The organism is Pseudoalteromonas sp. Z1A8 (genome assembly GCF_011378855.1).
GTDB lineage: Bacteria > Pseudomonadota > Gammaproteobacteria > Enterobacterales > Alteromonadaceae > Pseudoalteromonas.
Genome location: NZ_WTLB01000010.1, coordinates 42956 through 57394, shown reverse-complemented (window position 1 = coordinate 57394; position 14439 = coordinate 42956). Strand labels below are relative to the sequence as shown.

At 37.5% G+C, this 14439-nt stretch carries 13 protein-coding genes and 1 pseudogene; 6 read left to right on the top strand and 8 right to left on the bottom strand.

Translation table 11 applies throughout. The features are described 5' to 3' along the window. Positions 1–2: 2 nt before the first annotated feature. The 4 genes from GQR55_RS05940 to ndk all read right to left on the bottom strand — a co-directional run bounded on the left by GQR55_RS05940 (position 3) and on the right by ndk (position 4566). A complete protein-coding gene (locus tag GQR55_RS05940) occupies positions 3–872 on the bottom strand; it encodes a RodZ domain-containing protein (RefSeq protein ID WP_007583424.1) in 870 nt (289 codons plus the stop codon). After that, positions 869–2707 carry a type IV pilus biogenesis/stability protein PilW gene (gene pilW, locus GQR55_RS05935; RefSeq protein WP_166419843.1) on the bottom strand — a complete coding sequence of 613 codons (1839 nt, stop codon included), beginning with the start codon at positions 2705–2707 and terminating at the stop codon, positions 869–871. The genes GQR55_RS05940 and pilW overlap by 4 nt, the downstream gene beginning before the upstream one ends. A 126-nt stretch (positions 2708–2833) precedes the next feature. After that, complete coding sequence (locus GQR55_RS05930; RefSeq protein ID WP_007583420.1) at positions 2834–3964, bottom strand: bifunctional tRNA (adenosine(37)-C2)-methyltransferase TrmG/ribosomal RNA large subunit methyltransferase RlmN; 1131 nt, start codon at positions 3962–3964, stop codon at positions 2834–2836. Positions 3965–4134: 170 nt separating this feature from the next. After that, complete coding sequence (gene ndk / locus GQR55_RS05925; protein WP_007377442.1) at positions 4135–4566, bottom strand: nucleoside-diphosphate kinase; 432 nt, start codon at positions 4564–4566, stop codon at positions 4135–4137. Positions 4567–4782: 216 nt separating this feature from the next. Here ndk and yegQ point away from each other — a divergent pair, with 216 nt between their 5' ends. Further along, positions 4783–6168, top strand: coding sequence for a tRNA 5-hydroxyuridine modification protein YegQ (gene yegQ / locus GQR55_RS05920; protein ID WP_166419842.1), 1386 nt, complete (start codon positions 4783–4785; stop codon positions 6166–6168). Between the two features lie 231 nt (positions 6169–6399). On the opposite strand, the gene GQR55_RS05915 is transcribed toward yegQ, so the two are convergent. Further along, entirely contained in the window at positions 6400–6780 is a 381-nt protein-coding gene (locus tag GQR55_RS05915) for a GreA/GreB family elongation factor (protein ID WP_166419841.1), read from the bottom strand. A gap of 623 nt (positions 6781–7403) precedes the next feature. Here GQR55_RS05915 and GQR55_RS05910 point away from each other — a divergent pair. Continuing rightward, complete coding sequence (locus GQR55_RS05910; protein WP_166419840.1) at positions 7404–8276, top strand: EamA family transporter; 873 nt, start codon at positions 7404–7406, stop codon at positions 8274–8276. A 65-nt stretch (positions 8277–8341) separates the two neighbouring features. Here the strand turns inward: GQR55_RS05910 and GQR55_RS05905 are convergent, their stop codons facing one another. Then, positions 8342–9235 (bottom strand): LysR family transcriptional regulator, encoded by an 894-nt coding sequence (locus tag GQR55_RS05905; RefSeq protein WP_166419839.1) that lies wholly within the window; start codon positions 9233–9235, stop codon positions 8342–8344. Positions 9236–9873: 638 nt separating this feature from the next. On the opposite strand from GQR55_RS05905, the gene GQR55_RS05900 reads away from it, so the two are divergent. From GQR55_RS05900 to GQR55_RS05890, 3 genes and pseudogenes are all read left to right on the top strand, one after another. Then, positions 9874–10263: a hypothetical protein gene (locus GQR55_RS05900; RefSeq protein WP_166419838.1), complete on the top strand. Its 390-nt coding sequence runs from the start codon at positions 9874–9876 to the stop codon at positions 10261–10263. A gap of 261 nt (positions 10264–10524) precedes the next feature. After that, a pseudogene (locus tag GQR55_RS05895) lies at positions 10525–11097 on the top strand (type I restriction-modification system subunit M N-terminal domain-containing protein); the annotation flags it as partial. Between the two features lie 236 nt (positions 11098–11333). After that, a complete protein-coding gene (locus tag GQR55_RS05890; protein ID WP_166419836.1) occupies positions 11334–11948 on the top strand; it encodes a hypothetical protein in 615 nt (204 codons plus the stop codon). Positions 11949–12097: 149 nt separating this feature from the next. On the opposite strand, the gene GQR55_RS05885 is transcribed toward GQR55_RS05890, so the two are convergent. Together GQR55_RS05885 and GQR55_RS05880 are read right to left on the bottom strand one after the other, a co-directional pair. Next, positions 12098–13531, bottom strand: coding sequence for a DEAD/DEAH box helicase family protein (locus tag GQR55_RS05885; RefSeq protein ID WP_166419835.1), 1434 nt, complete (start codon positions 13529–13531; stop codon positions 12098–12100). After that, on the bottom strand, positions 13528–14046 hold the full coding sequence (locus GQR55_RS05880; protein ID WP_166419834.1) for a hypothetical protein: 519 nt from the start codon (positions 14044–14046) through the stop codon (positions 13528–13530). Before GQR55_RS05880 ends, GQR55_RS05885 begins: the two co-directional genes overlap by 4 nt. Before the next feature lie 96 nt (positions 14047–14142). Between GQR55_RS05880 and GQR55_RS05875 the strand changes: the two genes are divergently transcribed. Next, on the top strand, positions 14143–14358 hold the full coding sequence (locus GQR55_RS05875; RefSeq protein ID WP_166419833.1) for a helix-turn-helix transcriptional regulator: 216 nt from the start codon (positions 14143–14145) through the stop codon (positions 14356–14358). Positions 14359–14439: the final 81 nt, after the last annotated feature.

Below are 14439 nucleotides of genomic sequence, written 5' to 3'. Positions count from 1 at the left end.
GACTACTCTGCTAGTGGTAATGTAAATTTGGCTAAACGGTTTTGAGGAAATGCAGAAACATCTACAGGTTCACCGTTTAAAGTAATGTCTACAGCGTCATGCTTACCAAGCACAACTGAAAAAGGAGGCGTACCGCTTACGGTCATAATGTAGCCTGCTTTTTTAACGCCGAATGCTATTTTTTCGCCTTCGCCGTCGTAAATTTCAACCCAACTTTCGCCATTAAAGTTCATGACAATTGTACTGCTAGCATCGTCTTGACTTGCGCTGTTAGAAGCAATAGGAGCCGTTTCTTTAACTATTTCTGGGCTTGTTGATGTTTCACTAGACGTGCTTTGTGATTCTAATAATGATTCATCGTCAATTTCGGCTTGTTGCTGTTGCTCTGAAATACTGGGTTGAGCGGCTTGGCGCTCGCTCATTTTTGAGTTGGCAACGTTTATGTTACTCGTTTGCTCTTCAATAGGTGTCGCGTTTTGCCAAAACCATAAAGCAGATGAGCCAATAACAATCGCTAAAATTAAATAGCTAAAAAACATTAAGCGGCTGTCGTTTGCTTCTTTTTCTGTACGGCGTGAAAAACTCTGCATATTAGCGGGTTTAGCCGGCTCCGGTGGGGCTGGCATCATTGCTAATATAGGTGCGCTATCTACTTTTAATTCACGGCAATAGTTTTTTATATAGCCTTTAACAAAAGTAATAGGGCCTAGTAATGTAAATTCATCATTTTCAAGGCGTTTAATTTGAAGTTCAGACAGCTTTAACGGTGCAGCAATAGTCGCTATGCTAACGTTCGCTTGCTCTCTATGATTTTTTAATATTTGGCCTACAGTTGGCTGTTCGCTCTGTGTTTGCGTATTTTCTTCATTCATAATGTGTATGAGTCTGGATCCACTAGTAAAAGTTTGTGCCCTGGTTTTAGTGCTATATCAGGACTTAATTTATTCCATCGCATTAATTCATCAATTAATACATGCCGCTGGGTAGCTATATCGTAAAGGGAATCACCAGCTTTAATTTCGTAATAAATATTTGGATCGTTTAGGTATATTTTACTTCCATTCATTACCCGATCCGACTCTTTTAGACCATTCCATTGCAGGAGCTTTTGTAGTTTAACATTGTATCGCACCGAAATGCTAAATAGGTTTTCGCCAACAGCAATTACGTGAAATGGCACGCGTAAAGGCGATACTTTAGGGTTAAGCATTGGGAGCTCTGTTTTTTGTACTGCTTCGTAACTTTTAAATTCAATATCTGCATCATTTTGATAGCTGCTATTTTCAAATACAGTTGTATTTTTAGTCGCTTCGTAGAATACCACGTCACTACTATTTTTTTGAGCGGTAACTGCAGGAACTGAATTACTATAGTTACTAGTTTGCTGCGAATTAAACTGGCCTGTTTTAGGTGCGCCAAACGAAATTATTGTAACTTCGTCATCGGCTTTAGCTGGTTGTTTTGTTGCTATAACTTCTTTTTGAGGTTCGTAAACGGACTTAGCTTTTTTAGGTGCAGCTACTACGGAATCTGCAGAGTCGTGCTCAGTAGTAAGTGCAAGCATAACAGCCGTTGTATCGGTAGGGTTGCTTGGTGCGACGACTTTAGGAGCTTCTTCTTTTTGGGTTGTTACTTGTTTTGCTATTACGGTTGCTTCGTCGGCTTGCTTACTGACCGTGTTTTGTACCGTCTCGGCTTGCTCTTTTCTTGCTATAACCGGATTTACATCTTGGTTATTTGCTGTTGCGAGCTTTTTATCTGTTTTTTGTTCGTTGTTTGTTACCAAGCTTGTTGAACCGTCTTGTGGTGAACGTTTCTTTCTGATTACTTTTATTTTTGGTTTTGAACTAACGTGCGCGCCGCTTTCGTCATTTTTTAGTTCTTTTAACTGCGCTTTGCGGTATTTTTCTCGCAGTATTTCAAACTCATTAAAACGTGTTCTTTTCTCTTTTAGTGCATAGGCTTCGTCACTTGTAGAATAAGTTTGTAAAATAGTGCTGGAGATTTTTTCAGCCTCTTCTATTCTGCCCATTCTGTTTTTTACAAGGTAGCTAAGCATTAATGCACGAGAAGATACTCGACCTGTGCTTTCGTAGCGTTTTAAAAGTTCACTGGCTTTGTACAAGTCGCTTTTAGCGTAATACAAAGCAGCTAAGCTTATTAATGTAGATGTACGCTGAGAGCTGTGATTAAGTGCTTGTTGAAAGTAGCTTTCTGCATTTTCAAAGTCATCAAATTCAATGGCACATAAGGCTAAGTTCTCATAGCTTTCGGCAACGCGAATATAAGTAGGTACTTCAATGGCTTTTAAAAACTGATCAGTAGCACGATCGTATTCATCTATACCACATAAAAACACACCGTAGTTATTAAGGGTATTAGGATCGTCTGGTTTGATTTCAAGTGCTTTTTGGTAGGCTTTATCAGCTCGCGGGTTTTCGCCTACTTGTTGATAGTAATAAGCAAGAGAGTAATGTACTTCAGGTAGGTCAGGAGCAAATGCGGCTGCACGTTCTAAATTGTATTTGGCTTGAGAGTTATTACCCGTTTTTAAATACTGTAGGGCTAAAGCAATTCGTGTGCGTGCTGCGCCAGTATTATTAATTTTATTTTCGACGACGGGTTTATTACTGCCGTTATAACTACTTTCGCTAACACAGCCACTTAGGGCAAGTGTTGATAGTGTTATAGCAAGTATAGATCGCATTACCTTATCTCTTTATTTTTAGTCCATGGCGCCTATCTTACCTAAAACCCTTACTCTTGCATCATTTATTTAAAAATAAACAACTTAACGGCTCTATATGACTTATTTACATAGAGCCGTTACAGATTATGCTTGGTGGATATTAACGCTAATTGCGTTATCGTCACGCATTTTCTTTTTAGCTAAACGTTTAGTACGGTCAACTACGTCACCAACTAACTGTCCGCAAGCGGCGTCAATGTCGTCACCGCGAGTACGGCGCACAATACAGGTAACACCTGCTGCTTGTAATACTTTTGAAAAACGGTCGATACGGCTATTGCTTGAGCGAGTGTACTCGTTACCCGGGAACGGGTTAAACGGAATAAGGTTTACCTTACAAGGTGTGCCTTTTAACGTTTGCACTAATGCATGCGCCTGATCGGTGCTGTCGTTAATACCATTAAGCATAACGTATTCAACTGTTACATCTTTATTTGCTTTTGAACCGTCGATATAACGACGACACGAGGCCAAAAACTCTTCAATAGGGTACTTTTTATTAACCGGTACTAAAATATCACGCAGGGCGTTATCTGGTGCGTGAAGTGATATAGCCAGTGCTACGTCAATTTTCTCTTTTAATAAATCAAGAGCAGGCACAACCCCTGAAGTACTTAATGTTACGCGGCGCTTAGATAAACCAAAGCCCCAATCGTCCATCATTAGTTCCATTGCTGGCACTACGTTTTTAAGATTAAGTAAAGGCTCGCCCATACCCATCATTACAACGTTAGTTACTGGGCGCTTTTCGCTATGACCATCAAGGCCAATATCTTTAGCTACACGCCAAACTTGGCCAATAATTTCAGATACTTTTAAGTTACGGTTAAAGCCTTGTTGCGCAGTAGAACAAAAAGTACATTCAAGCGCACAACCTACTTGTGATGATACACATAAAGTAGCGCGCTCTTTTTCAGGGATCCAAACAGCTTCTACTTCTTGGCCGCCTTCAAGAATAAGCGCGTACTTAATAGTACCGTCGCTTGCTTGTTGGCGAACGGTGATTTCTGGCGCAACAATTTCGCACTCAGCTTTAAGTTTTTCTTTAAGCTTTTTGTTTACATTGCTCATATCGTCGAAGTTGTCTACGCCAAAATGATAAATCCATTTCATCACCTGGTCACTACGAAACGGCTTTTCACCGAACGATGCAAATAACTCGCGCATTGCTTCTCGGTTTAAATCTAATAAGTTAATCTTTTTTTGCTCGGTCATGAAACAACCTCAATCGGTGACGGTGGAGATAAAAATTTACGAGGACGAATTGTACACAATTCACTCAGTTTAATCATTAAGTAAAACATCAAAAAATACACTGACAAATACTTTACGTAATGACTAAAAAAGGGCCCGAAAGCCCTTTTCATTTTGTTAACGAGTTCGAATTAACGAGTACGTGAACAAAGCTCTTCGTCAGCGAAGAAGTACGCGATTTCGCGAGCAGCAGATTCAACAGCGTCAGAACCGTGAACAGCATTTTCGTCGATGCTATCAGCGTAGTCTGCACGTAAAGTGCCAGCTAGTGCTTCTGCAGGGTTAGTAGCACCCATGATTTCACGGTTTTTAAGAACAGCGTTTTCGCCTTCAAGAACTGTAACCATTACTGGACCAGATGTCATGAAAGATACTAAAGCACCGAAGAAAGGACGTTCGCTATGTTCTGCGTAGAAACCTTCAGCTTTCTCTTGTGAAAGGTGAACCATTTTAGCTGCAACGATTTTAAGGCCAGCAGACTCGAAACGGTTGTAGATAGCGCCAATGTGGTTTTTAGCTACTGCATCAGGTTTTACGATTGAAAAAGTACGTTCTAAAGCCATCTTTATGCTCCAATAATTTTAAGTAAAAGTGTGAATATTAACGGGCGCGAATTATACGCGTTTTAAGTGAAAAATCCTAATTTTATTAAAAACCAGTTTGATTGCAGTTTTGTGATCTCGATCAAAAGCAAATTGCTAATCGTACTTATACTGCCGCGCTTATAAATTAATTAATCATACAACTGGCTTAAACCCAGTTCGCTGTATGGAGCGCACATGTTACCAGCTATCTCTTCAACGCCTTTTATTCCTGAATTACTATGCCCTGCAGGCAGTTTAAAAAACATGCGCTACGCCTTTGCTTATGGCGCAGATGCGGTTTATGCAGGGCAACCTCGCTATAGTTTGCGTGTGCGTAATAATGAATTTGACCTAGACACTCTGCAAATAGGTATTGATGAAGCGCATGCGCAAAATAAAAAGTTTTATGTGGTATCAAATATTGCGCCGCATAACGCGAAAGTTAAATCGTACTTACGTGATATAGAGCCTGTTATTGCAATGAAACCTGATGCGCTAATTATGTCAGACCCTGGTTTAATCATGCTTGTTCGTGAAAAATGGCCTGCTATGCCTATTCACTTGTCCGTACAGGCAAATGCGGTAAATTATGCGAGTGTGCAATTTTGGGCAAAGCAGGGGATTGAACGCGTTATTTTGTCAAGGGAGCTATCGCTCGAAGAAATAACTGAAATACGGACACTCTGCCCAAACACCGAACTTGAAGTGTTTGTACATGGTGCGCTTTGTATGGCGTATTCAGGGCGTTGTTTACTTTCGGGCTATATTAACAAACGCGATCCAAATCAAGGTACGTGTACTAACGCATGTCGCTGGGATTACGATGTAAAACCAGGGGTTGAAAACGAAACCGGCGAAATGGTGCATAAAATTGACCCCAAACAGGTTATTCCTACACTAGGTGAAGGCGCGCCAAGTAGCGAAGTATTTATGCTTGAGGAACAAGGCCGCCCTGGCGAGTATATGCCTGCGTTTGAGGATGAACATGGCACGTATATTATGAATTCAAAAGATCTACGCGCTGTGCAATACGTAGAGCAGTTAACAAAAATGGGTGTACATAGTTTAAAAATAGAAGGGCGTACTAAGTCATTTTATTATGTGGCACGCACCGCGCAGGTATATCGCAAAGCAATAGACGATGCTGTGGCGGGTAAACCATTTGATACTAACTTATTTAAAACACTTGAGAATTTAGCACATCGTGGTTACACCGGAGGCTTTTTAAAACGACATGCTCATCAAGATTATCAAAACTATGAATACGGTCATTCGGTATCAACTAAGCAGCAATTTGTGGGAGAAGTACTTGGGCGCTGCGAAAATGGTTTAGTTAAAATAGACGTTAAAAATAAATTTTGCACAGGGCATTCACTCGAACTCATGACACCGCAAGGTAATATTACTTTTAAGCTTGAATATATGGAAAACAAAAAGGGTGAAAGTATTAACGATGCTAAAGGCTCTGGTCACATTGTAAAAATCCCCTTAGATGATGCCATTAACTTAGAACACGCTATTTTAATGCGTAACCTTGAGGATCACCAAGATACCCGTAATCCATTTAAACAAGCTGTTTAGCTACAGCTTAATATAGTTTTTTAAAAAAACTCGGGATTATAAAAAACCCGAGTTTGCGACTTTATTTAAAATAATATTAATTACTTTTCAAGCTGCTTTAGCTTATCTCTTCGCTCTTTACGTTTTTGTTTTAATGTTTTGCTTGCATGTTTTTTAGGTTTTTCTTTACTCATTACAAATAACTCCAATTAAATATATAAAATTAATAAATAAAAATTGAAATGATTTACTCTATATTTCCTCCTTAATATTTATGGCTATTATTTCCCAAAGATAGGATTCCCCAGCTTCTTTATATTCAATAATATGATTTATTTTATGCCCTAAAAGAGCGACCCCAAGAGGAGAGTGAAATGATACGTCACTAATAAAGTGCCTTCGTTGGCTTGGAGGCACTAAAGTTATACGGCGTTTAAAACCGGTGGTTATATTTTTAATAACCACCGTGCTATTAATTTGTACATGCGGATTGAATTTTGACCAAGGCCGCTGTGAATACTCGACTTCTTGTAGCAAATACGCAAGCTTTAACGGCTGTACTAGTACCGCTGCATCTGAGAAGTCATTTTTAGACAGGAAAGGTTTTTTACGCTCGAACAGAAAAGAAAGCACGGACTAATCCCCACAAAAACTAAATCGAATTTAAATATATAAAGGTACAGTGTAACTGCCGAGTGTAAGGGTTACACTCGGCTTAAATTCCGAAGATGGTATTTGTTTTTAGCAGGTATGTGATTAAAGTAAGCATATTATCCTCTTTGTTTAAATCAATCATATTGAGTTAAAAAATAAAGTCAATTGAGTTTTAGGTTAAAAAACATTTTGACGGTAAAATAATAGTTTAATAGCTATCTTTTATGCTTTTATAAACTCGTTTTTTCTCACTAAAATGTTGTAATGCCTGCGTGTTAATTTCTCACTATGAATTGAAGCTAAACGACTAAACGACTAAACGACTAAATGATTAAGTGCTATTTATGGTATCTATAGTGTCATTTATGCCTGTTTATAATATTTATAGATTAAATATACTGGTGCTGTTGTTTATTAAAGTGTGATTATGTGAAGCTTAAGCTGTTTATTTTATAGAGTGAAATTAGGTGTTGGGTAACAGTTTTATAGTGGCCACGTTCTCTATCACTTAACCTTTATGTAATAGTCATTGCATTGAACAATGTTAAATAATCACTTCTTATTCGGGTTCAACAAAGTAAATTATAAAGGGTCTCATTTATATGTGGATAATTTTTGCATTACTCGCCACTGTTTTTTTTGGTGCACGAGGAATAATGTATCAATGGACGTCGCAGAAAAAAATTAACCGTAATCTATTATTGTTCGGTGTTTTTTTTGTGGGGTTTATAATTAGTGCGCTAGGTACTGTGGTTTTTGAGCACACATGGTACGGCTGGGCAGATATTACGGTTGGACTTGCTTTAGGTTTTGGATCTTTTGCGGCCAATGGGTTTTTGCACAAAGGGTTTTCGGTTGGGAAAGCATCTTTAATTAGTATTCTATCGGGGTTAACGCCTTTATTTGTGCTTTTATTTGCCTTTTTACTATGGCATGAAACCTTAACAACGATTCAATTAATTGGCTTTTTTATTATTTTTGGCGGCCTTTATATTATTCGCTACTCCAGCGATATCTCATTGAGTAACTTACAAGGCGCGCAATGGGGGTTACTGGCTGCACTATCCTTTGCATTTAATGATTTAATGGGCAAGCAATCAACGCTCCTTGAAGCTGATACGTTTGCAACTTTAACGTCTATGTTTGGGTTTGGTAGCTTCCTTTTTGCTGTTAGTTGGTTAGTAAAACGCAAAAAGATGTTAGTAGAGCAAGGTACTTCTCAAGCATATTGGTCTGCGAGTAAAACATTTTCGTGCGGGTTACTTATTGGTTTAACTAATGTGGCTGGCATGGTTGCTATAATATCGGCTTTTGCAATCGGTAATACAGGGCTAGTTTCGGCAATTTCAGGAATGAATATTTTAATTATTTTATTGTATTCGCGCATCGTTCTAAAAGAGTCTTTTACACGCCAAGAAGTTATAGGATTAACAACTGCATTTTTAGGTGTAATTGTACTAAGGCTTAGTTTTTAAAGTTTAGCTAACTTAAAGTTTTGTTGTTGAAAATAATTCCGTTTAAGTGCTAAAGGCATACGCTGCTACACTTTAGAAAAGTGTTGCAGCGTATGCTCTATAAGTAATCGCACACGATAAGGGATTTGTTTTCTGTCGCGATAAAGCATAGAAAAAGGCTGCCCTTCGCTTTGCCAGTCAGGAAGAATACGTTTAAGCTTTCCGGCTTCAATAAGAGGCAATGCTATATAATCAGGAATGTAACTAATACCTACGCCAGACTCAACGGCTTGTTTCATCATTTGAATTTCATCAACTTCTAATCGAACATGCGTGTTTGGATTAAAGCTGTATTCCTCACTCGTTTGCTGATTTTTTAACTGCCACGGAACTAACCCAACGCAAGTAACTTTTGGGTGCTGCTCTAATTGTTTAGGATGAGTGATAGATTGACAATCATGGTGTGGGTGAGCACACAACACATTATGAGTAAGCTTTAGCTCCCTAATAACCCAATTATCAATGGCAGGGTTTCTTACTCTAAACGCTATATCAATCCCTTCTTTTTCAATATCAATAAGGTTATTTGAAAAGCGTAAATCTAATTGAATATCGGGATATTGCAGTAAAAAATTACAAAAAATAGCACTTAAAAAATGTTTGCCCATGTAAATGGGGGCAGAGATCCTAATTTTCCCTTTAGGTTGATCTTTCTCATCACAAAGTGCTTGCTCAATACACTCTACTTCGTCAAATAACTTGCGATAGCGGTCGTAATATAACTCGCCAGTATGCGTAAGTGTTACCCGATGGGCATCTCGATTTAGTAGCGTTAATTGAAGAACTTGCTCTAATAAGCGTATTCTACGGCTTAAAGTTGATAGTGACATACCAAGGTCTGCTGATGCTTTTTTAAAGCTACCTAGTTTTACTATGGTGCAAAAGTAACGTAAATCATCGAGAGAGTAACTAGCTGCCATCGGAACTACTTTATTGTTTAGGAGGTAGACAATATTAACAGCGGCGCTTTAAAATTTCATTAGAGATTGAGAGTAGAGAAGGCCGAGGTTTTTATTGTAGAAGCAGGTACCGTACTTTTTTTAGTTAACGCTTCGCGTGACATTTTTGCTTTTTTGCGACGTTCTTTTAGATGCTCTGCAAAAGCTAGCTGCACATCACCTTCGCTTAATAGTAGGTAATTAATAATGTAACCCCCAAGAAAAAGAGACACAGCTGTATCTAAAATGGATTTAAAATAAGATTAATGGATACTATAATGTCTATTTTGTTGCGAGTAAGCGTTTGAGATGTGTTAATGCCAAGCAAAGTCGATACCGGCTAAGCTCATCTAGGATCCCTATACAATAGAATGTAAATCAAATTAAAAGCTTAAAAAATTAAAACGCACATTAGCGTTTTTTCGTTCCTCAGAATAAATGCCTTTTAGGGATCATTAAGCTGCATTTAAGGCCTTAAAGTGACTTATTGGTCACTTTAACTACCATAGGTTATACCCAATAAGTTAAGTATTGTTTTATTTAATCTATTTTTTAGCTTGTTTATTTGCCCTACGATTAAAGATAAAGGCAGGCAATGGCTTCCAGGGATATTTTGTGGCGTGTTACTCGATGGTGCGGATCACGGGGTTAAAAACTTTACAAACAATGAATTAAAATTATGTTTAGTTTTTGACTTTAATCGAACAGGCCAAGAAACGATTAAACATTCAGAGAATTATAAAAAATTTAAAGAGGGGCTTAAATCGTTTGTTAATGATTGGGATTACATAGATACGGCTGTAGAGGCAAACGCAAAACATAATAAATGGCACCCAATTATTATTTTAAAGCCAATGCTTCCTCTGTTTGAGAGTACCAATACTCACCAAGAACAGATAAATGTCGTGCTTGAGGTGTTTAGCGAATTACAGAAAAATCTTATTGAGAGACCCGAATTTATAAAATTAGTAGAAGAGCTCACAGTGGCAAAATCAAGTGTTATTAAATAGGCTTTTGCAACCCCGTTTTGTAGCACTTAAAAATTAGTAATGGGGTGAAACTCAGGTTGTTCGTCAAATTTGCTAAGCCACTACAGCCAACAAATTAAATGGTATACGGGAAATTTTATTGCTAAAGCCGAAGTTTCTCTTTACTTGTACAAAGCATATTTTTAATACCAATTTATTACTAATTAACACTCAAAAAACCACGACCTTTGCGGTATGATAAGCCAATAATTTATATTGATATTCTTGCCTAAGAGAGACCACATGGACGCTGCATCAAAAAAGCCTGCACCTAAAAAAGCTGCAAAAAAAACACAAGTCGGGTTTGAAGAATCCCTTTGGGATGCCGCCAATAAACTGCGCGGCAGTGTTGAATCAGCAGAATATAAGCACATTGTTTTAAGCTTAATCTTTCTTAAATTTATTAGTGATAAGTTTGAAGGGCGTAAAAAAGCCATTGTCAGCGAATACGGTGATGAATACATCGACATGGTCGACTTTTACGCAATGGATAACGTGTTTTATCTACCAGAAGACGCCCGTTGGTCACACATTCAAACCAACGCTAAGCAAGGCGATATTGCCGTAAAAATAGATACCGCCCTGCACGGCGTTGAAAAAAACAATAAATCACTCGCGGGCGCATTGCCCGATAACTACTTTTCACGCTTAGGGCTTGATGCCAGTAAGCTCTCAGCGCTTATCGATACTATTAATAATATCGACACCATCGCCAACCAAAACGAAAAAACAGAAGAAGACTTAGTTGGCCGTGTTTACGAATACTTTTTAGGTAAATTTGCCGCCTCTGAAGGTAAAGGCGGGGGCGAGTTCTATATAATGTCATCTTCAAATTTATCATACGAATGCCACCTAAGTTTAGCAGCTTAAAGTGTTACCTATTTTTTGAATCCAACGAAAGATTAATACTGAGTTTTAAGTACTCCTTTTTTGTAAGCGGTTGCTGAATAAATATACGTAGAGCTTGAGCAAAGTGTTTAAAGAAGCCTGTGAACAAATAATATATTTTTAATATAGACTACATGAAAATCAAATTTTAACTTAAGCGCAATATGAGTTTATTACCAATAACAGAACGTTTTAATTCAGCTATGTTTTACCTTGGCTTATTTATGATGATAGGAGCAAGTTCTTTTGTTTACACTCAACATGAAGAGCTTGCAATTCTCAAAATTAAGATATCGCATAAAAAAGAAGATCTTTTATCACAGGCTGAGTCACTGAGTAATACCCATGAGGCTTATGATGAGGCTATCTCCGACCTTAAAATAATTCACTTCCCTAATTCATGTAAATATTCGGTAGAATCAATCAATGACCTAAAATCAGCACAAGATGAAGTATCTTTTGGGCGAGCTTCAGATAACTTTTCTCGATGGAGGTTATCCTGCTTAGATAGTTTAAGTTCGCTTACTCAAAGCGAAATGCACACAATGAAAGAGTCAGAGTTGAGCGCAAATAAGCAGTTGAGTAAGCTTATTACCAAAATGATAGAAGAGCGAAAAGAATACATAAAAGACTTGCAACATTCTATTATTGAAACAAAAGAGTTCATTTATAAGAGTAATCGTTTCAAGATCATTCGCATTTTGTGTGGAGCTTTAATGATTATTGGTGCCTTTTTAACTGTGGTTTTTGGATGGCGGTGGTATCGAGAGCGAAATTAGTTGCATACGTACTAAGGATTCAATGAATAGTGATTGCACTCATATTCGATCATTTTAAGTGCCATTCAAAAATGACAGTATGAGATTGTCTATTTTAACAGGACTGAAAATTCCTTCTCTCCTACATTATCCTTATAGGGCTATCGTGACTATTTTAGGTCACTTAACCCTAGCGCTATGGCTTCTTGTTTGAAGCGACCAAATACATTTATCATTTGCTCATAAGATTTTGTCAGAAGATTTTCATCAGGTAGTATATTCGGCTGTTGATGTCCATTGCCTGAATGTGCAGAGACAAACTCTTCAACTTCAACTACCCCTGTTGAGGGGGGTAGGCTGTTATCGTTTGATATTATAGTTATTACTTCACCATTAACGTCGTTATTAGTATCTGCGCCAACGGTATCAAGCTTGACCACATCAGCTTCAAAAGGTACGTCCTCTTTGACACGATAAGCATACTCCAAAAGCTTAGGCTCAGCAGGCATATACATAATAGCCTCTTGGTTTACAGAGCCTGTTATTCTCAATATGCGCCCTAAAATTTGCCTAAAGTGCATTTCTGTTTTGATATTAGTTAAATGGCAACAAACCTGTAGCCGAGGAATATTTGTCCCTTCACTGATCATCCCAACTGAAATAATCCATTTATTGGTCGAATGCCTAAATTGTTGAATAGCAGCAGTAGGGTCATTTTCTCTATAAGTCACTACTGTGCTTTTTTCATTAAGATATGCCTTCATTAACGCAGCTATTTTTGTAGCATGTTCAACAGATGAAGCCACAATCAATCCCGCAGCATCAGGATTAAAAGTTCGTATACTTTTTAATTTTTTATGAGCAGATGAAATAATGTATTTGATAATCTTTTCGTTCTCGATTATGCCTTGATAAGGAGCCGTTGATTGATTAAGCAAACTCTTCAAGCTATTAAATACTTTAGTTTCCTCACCATTCACCACTGAGATATTGCTGTTATCTACAGCGATAATTTGCGGTATCCGGCAAACATTATCTCTAAGGGCATCAGAAAGTCCGTATATATAATCGCATGATATTTTGTTAGTAGGCTGCAAATAGTTAGAAAGAACAATAGGAGCTTCATCTGAGCGCCAAGGAGTTCCTGTTAATGCGAGAGTATATTTTGCCTTATTTTGAATATTTAATATTATCTGTTGTCCCCAAGCATTTGCATTATCAAGGTTAGAACCTGCACAGTGATGAATTTCATCGAAAATAACAAACACCCTGAATCGATTGAACAATTGCCAAAATGACTCATCAAGATATTGCAAGCTTTGATAGGTTATAGAGTTGCCCTTAGCCCCCATTTTCCCATCGAATTGCATCTGTGTAACTCTTTGTAAGCTTTCACCAAAGTCCTTAGCAACCAAAGATGAAGGAGAAAAGCATATAACTAAATCAACAAGTTTATTATTCAGTAATTGATTTGCTAACTCCGAAGCCATCATTGTTTTACCTGCTCCTGGAGTTGCTAAGGCTAAAAAGTGAGATATGTTTCTGGTATTATAATTCGTTAGCGCTATCTCAATACACTCTGCTTGCCATTGTCTTAATTTCATAGTTTATCTACAGATTTATCATGCTCAAGTAACCCTTCAATAGCCCTTATCTTCCCTAGTATTCTGGTATTATTATCTTTCGCTTTGTTAAAAAGAGGTTGTATCTCTTCAACTAATTCTGGATGCTCTGAATAAAGCTCCCTATAAGCTTCTGATTCACCAATATTCAAAAGCAATTCCGATTTATAGTGGTTTAGTTTTGTAATTAAGTTCTTATGCGCTTCTTCGAAGCTGGTTTTAATTGGTTGCATAACCTGTAAAGAATTAAGATATTCAGCATCAAATAATTTTGTTTTACTAAAGCGTGTTGTGCTTTTTTTATTTGTGTTTTTCTTAATTAACCAGCCATTTTTAACTAGTTTTAAAAGTTCAGCATACAATTTTTTCCTAATAACTATAGGGTCTAAATGAGGGTCATTTTTTAGGGTAATGTAAGATGACCGGACCTCGCTGGTAGTAAAGTTATCAAAATTTGGTGCCTTAATTATTTGTGCAACACTAAGATCTATTTTCAAGATAACCTCTAAATTAATTTAATTGTTCCGTATTCGGAGCAATTTTATGCGCTTTTTTTGTGACAATCAAGCTCCGCATTCGGAGCAAATGATGTTATGAATATTATTGGAAAGAATATAAAGCGAATTAGAGAAGATAAGCCGTGGACACAAGAAGTTTTAGTCGCTAGATGTCAGGTAGAGCAATGGGAAATAACTCGAAGCACGTTAGCAAAAATAGAATCTAATGTAAGAAGAGTTACCGATATAGAAGTTAAACGCTTTGCACAAATCCTTGAAGTATCAGTTAATGAGTTATTCACTGAAAATTAGTTAAATTCTCTTACAACCTCAATAAGTTTGTTTGCGCGTATTTTAAATCACAGCTATCGGAGTTATAACAGTATAACTCTC

Excerpts from the sequence above, each read along its gene's own strand:
- GQR55_RS05940 (WP_007583424.1), bottom strand. The coding sequence starts at position 872 with ATGAATGAAGAAAATACGCAAACACAGAGCGAACAGCCAACTGTAGGC.
- pilW (WP_166419843.1), bottom strand. The coding sequence starts at position 2,707 with ATGCGATCTATACTTGCTATAACACTATCAACACTTGCCCTAAGTGGC.
- GQR55_RS05930 (WP_007583420.1), bottom strand. The coding sequence starts at position 3,964 with ATGACCGAGCAAAAAAAGATTAACTTATTAGATTTAAACCGAGAAGCA.
- ndk (WP_007377442.1), bottom strand. The coding sequence starts at position 4,566 with ATGGCTTTAGAACGTACTTTTTCAATCGTAAAACCTGATGCAGTAGCT.
- yegQ (WP_166419842.1), top strand. The coding sequence starts at position 4,783 with ATGTTACCAGCTATCTCTTCAACGCCTTTTATTCCTGAATTACTATGC.
- GQR55_RS05910 (WP_166419840.1), top strand. The coding sequence starts at position 7,404 with ATGTGGATAATTTTTGCATTACTCGCCACTGTTTTTTTTGGTGCACGA.
- GQR55_RS05905 (WP_166419839.1), bottom strand. The coding sequence starts at position 9,235 with ATGGCAGCTAGTTACTCTCTCGATGATTTACGTTACTTTTGCACCATA.
- GQR55_RS05890 (WP_166419836.1), top strand. The coding sequence starts at position 11,334 with ATGAGTTTATTACCAATAACAGAACGTTTTAATTCAGCTATGTTTTAC.
- GQR55_RS05885 (WP_166419835.1), bottom strand. The coding sequence starts at position 13,531 with ATGAAATTAAGACAATGGCAAGCAGAGTGTATTGAGATAGCGCTAACG.
- GQR55_RS05875 (WP_166419833.1), top strand. The coding sequence starts at position 14,143 with ATGAATATTATTGGAAAGAATATAAAGCGAATTAGAGAAGATAAGCCG.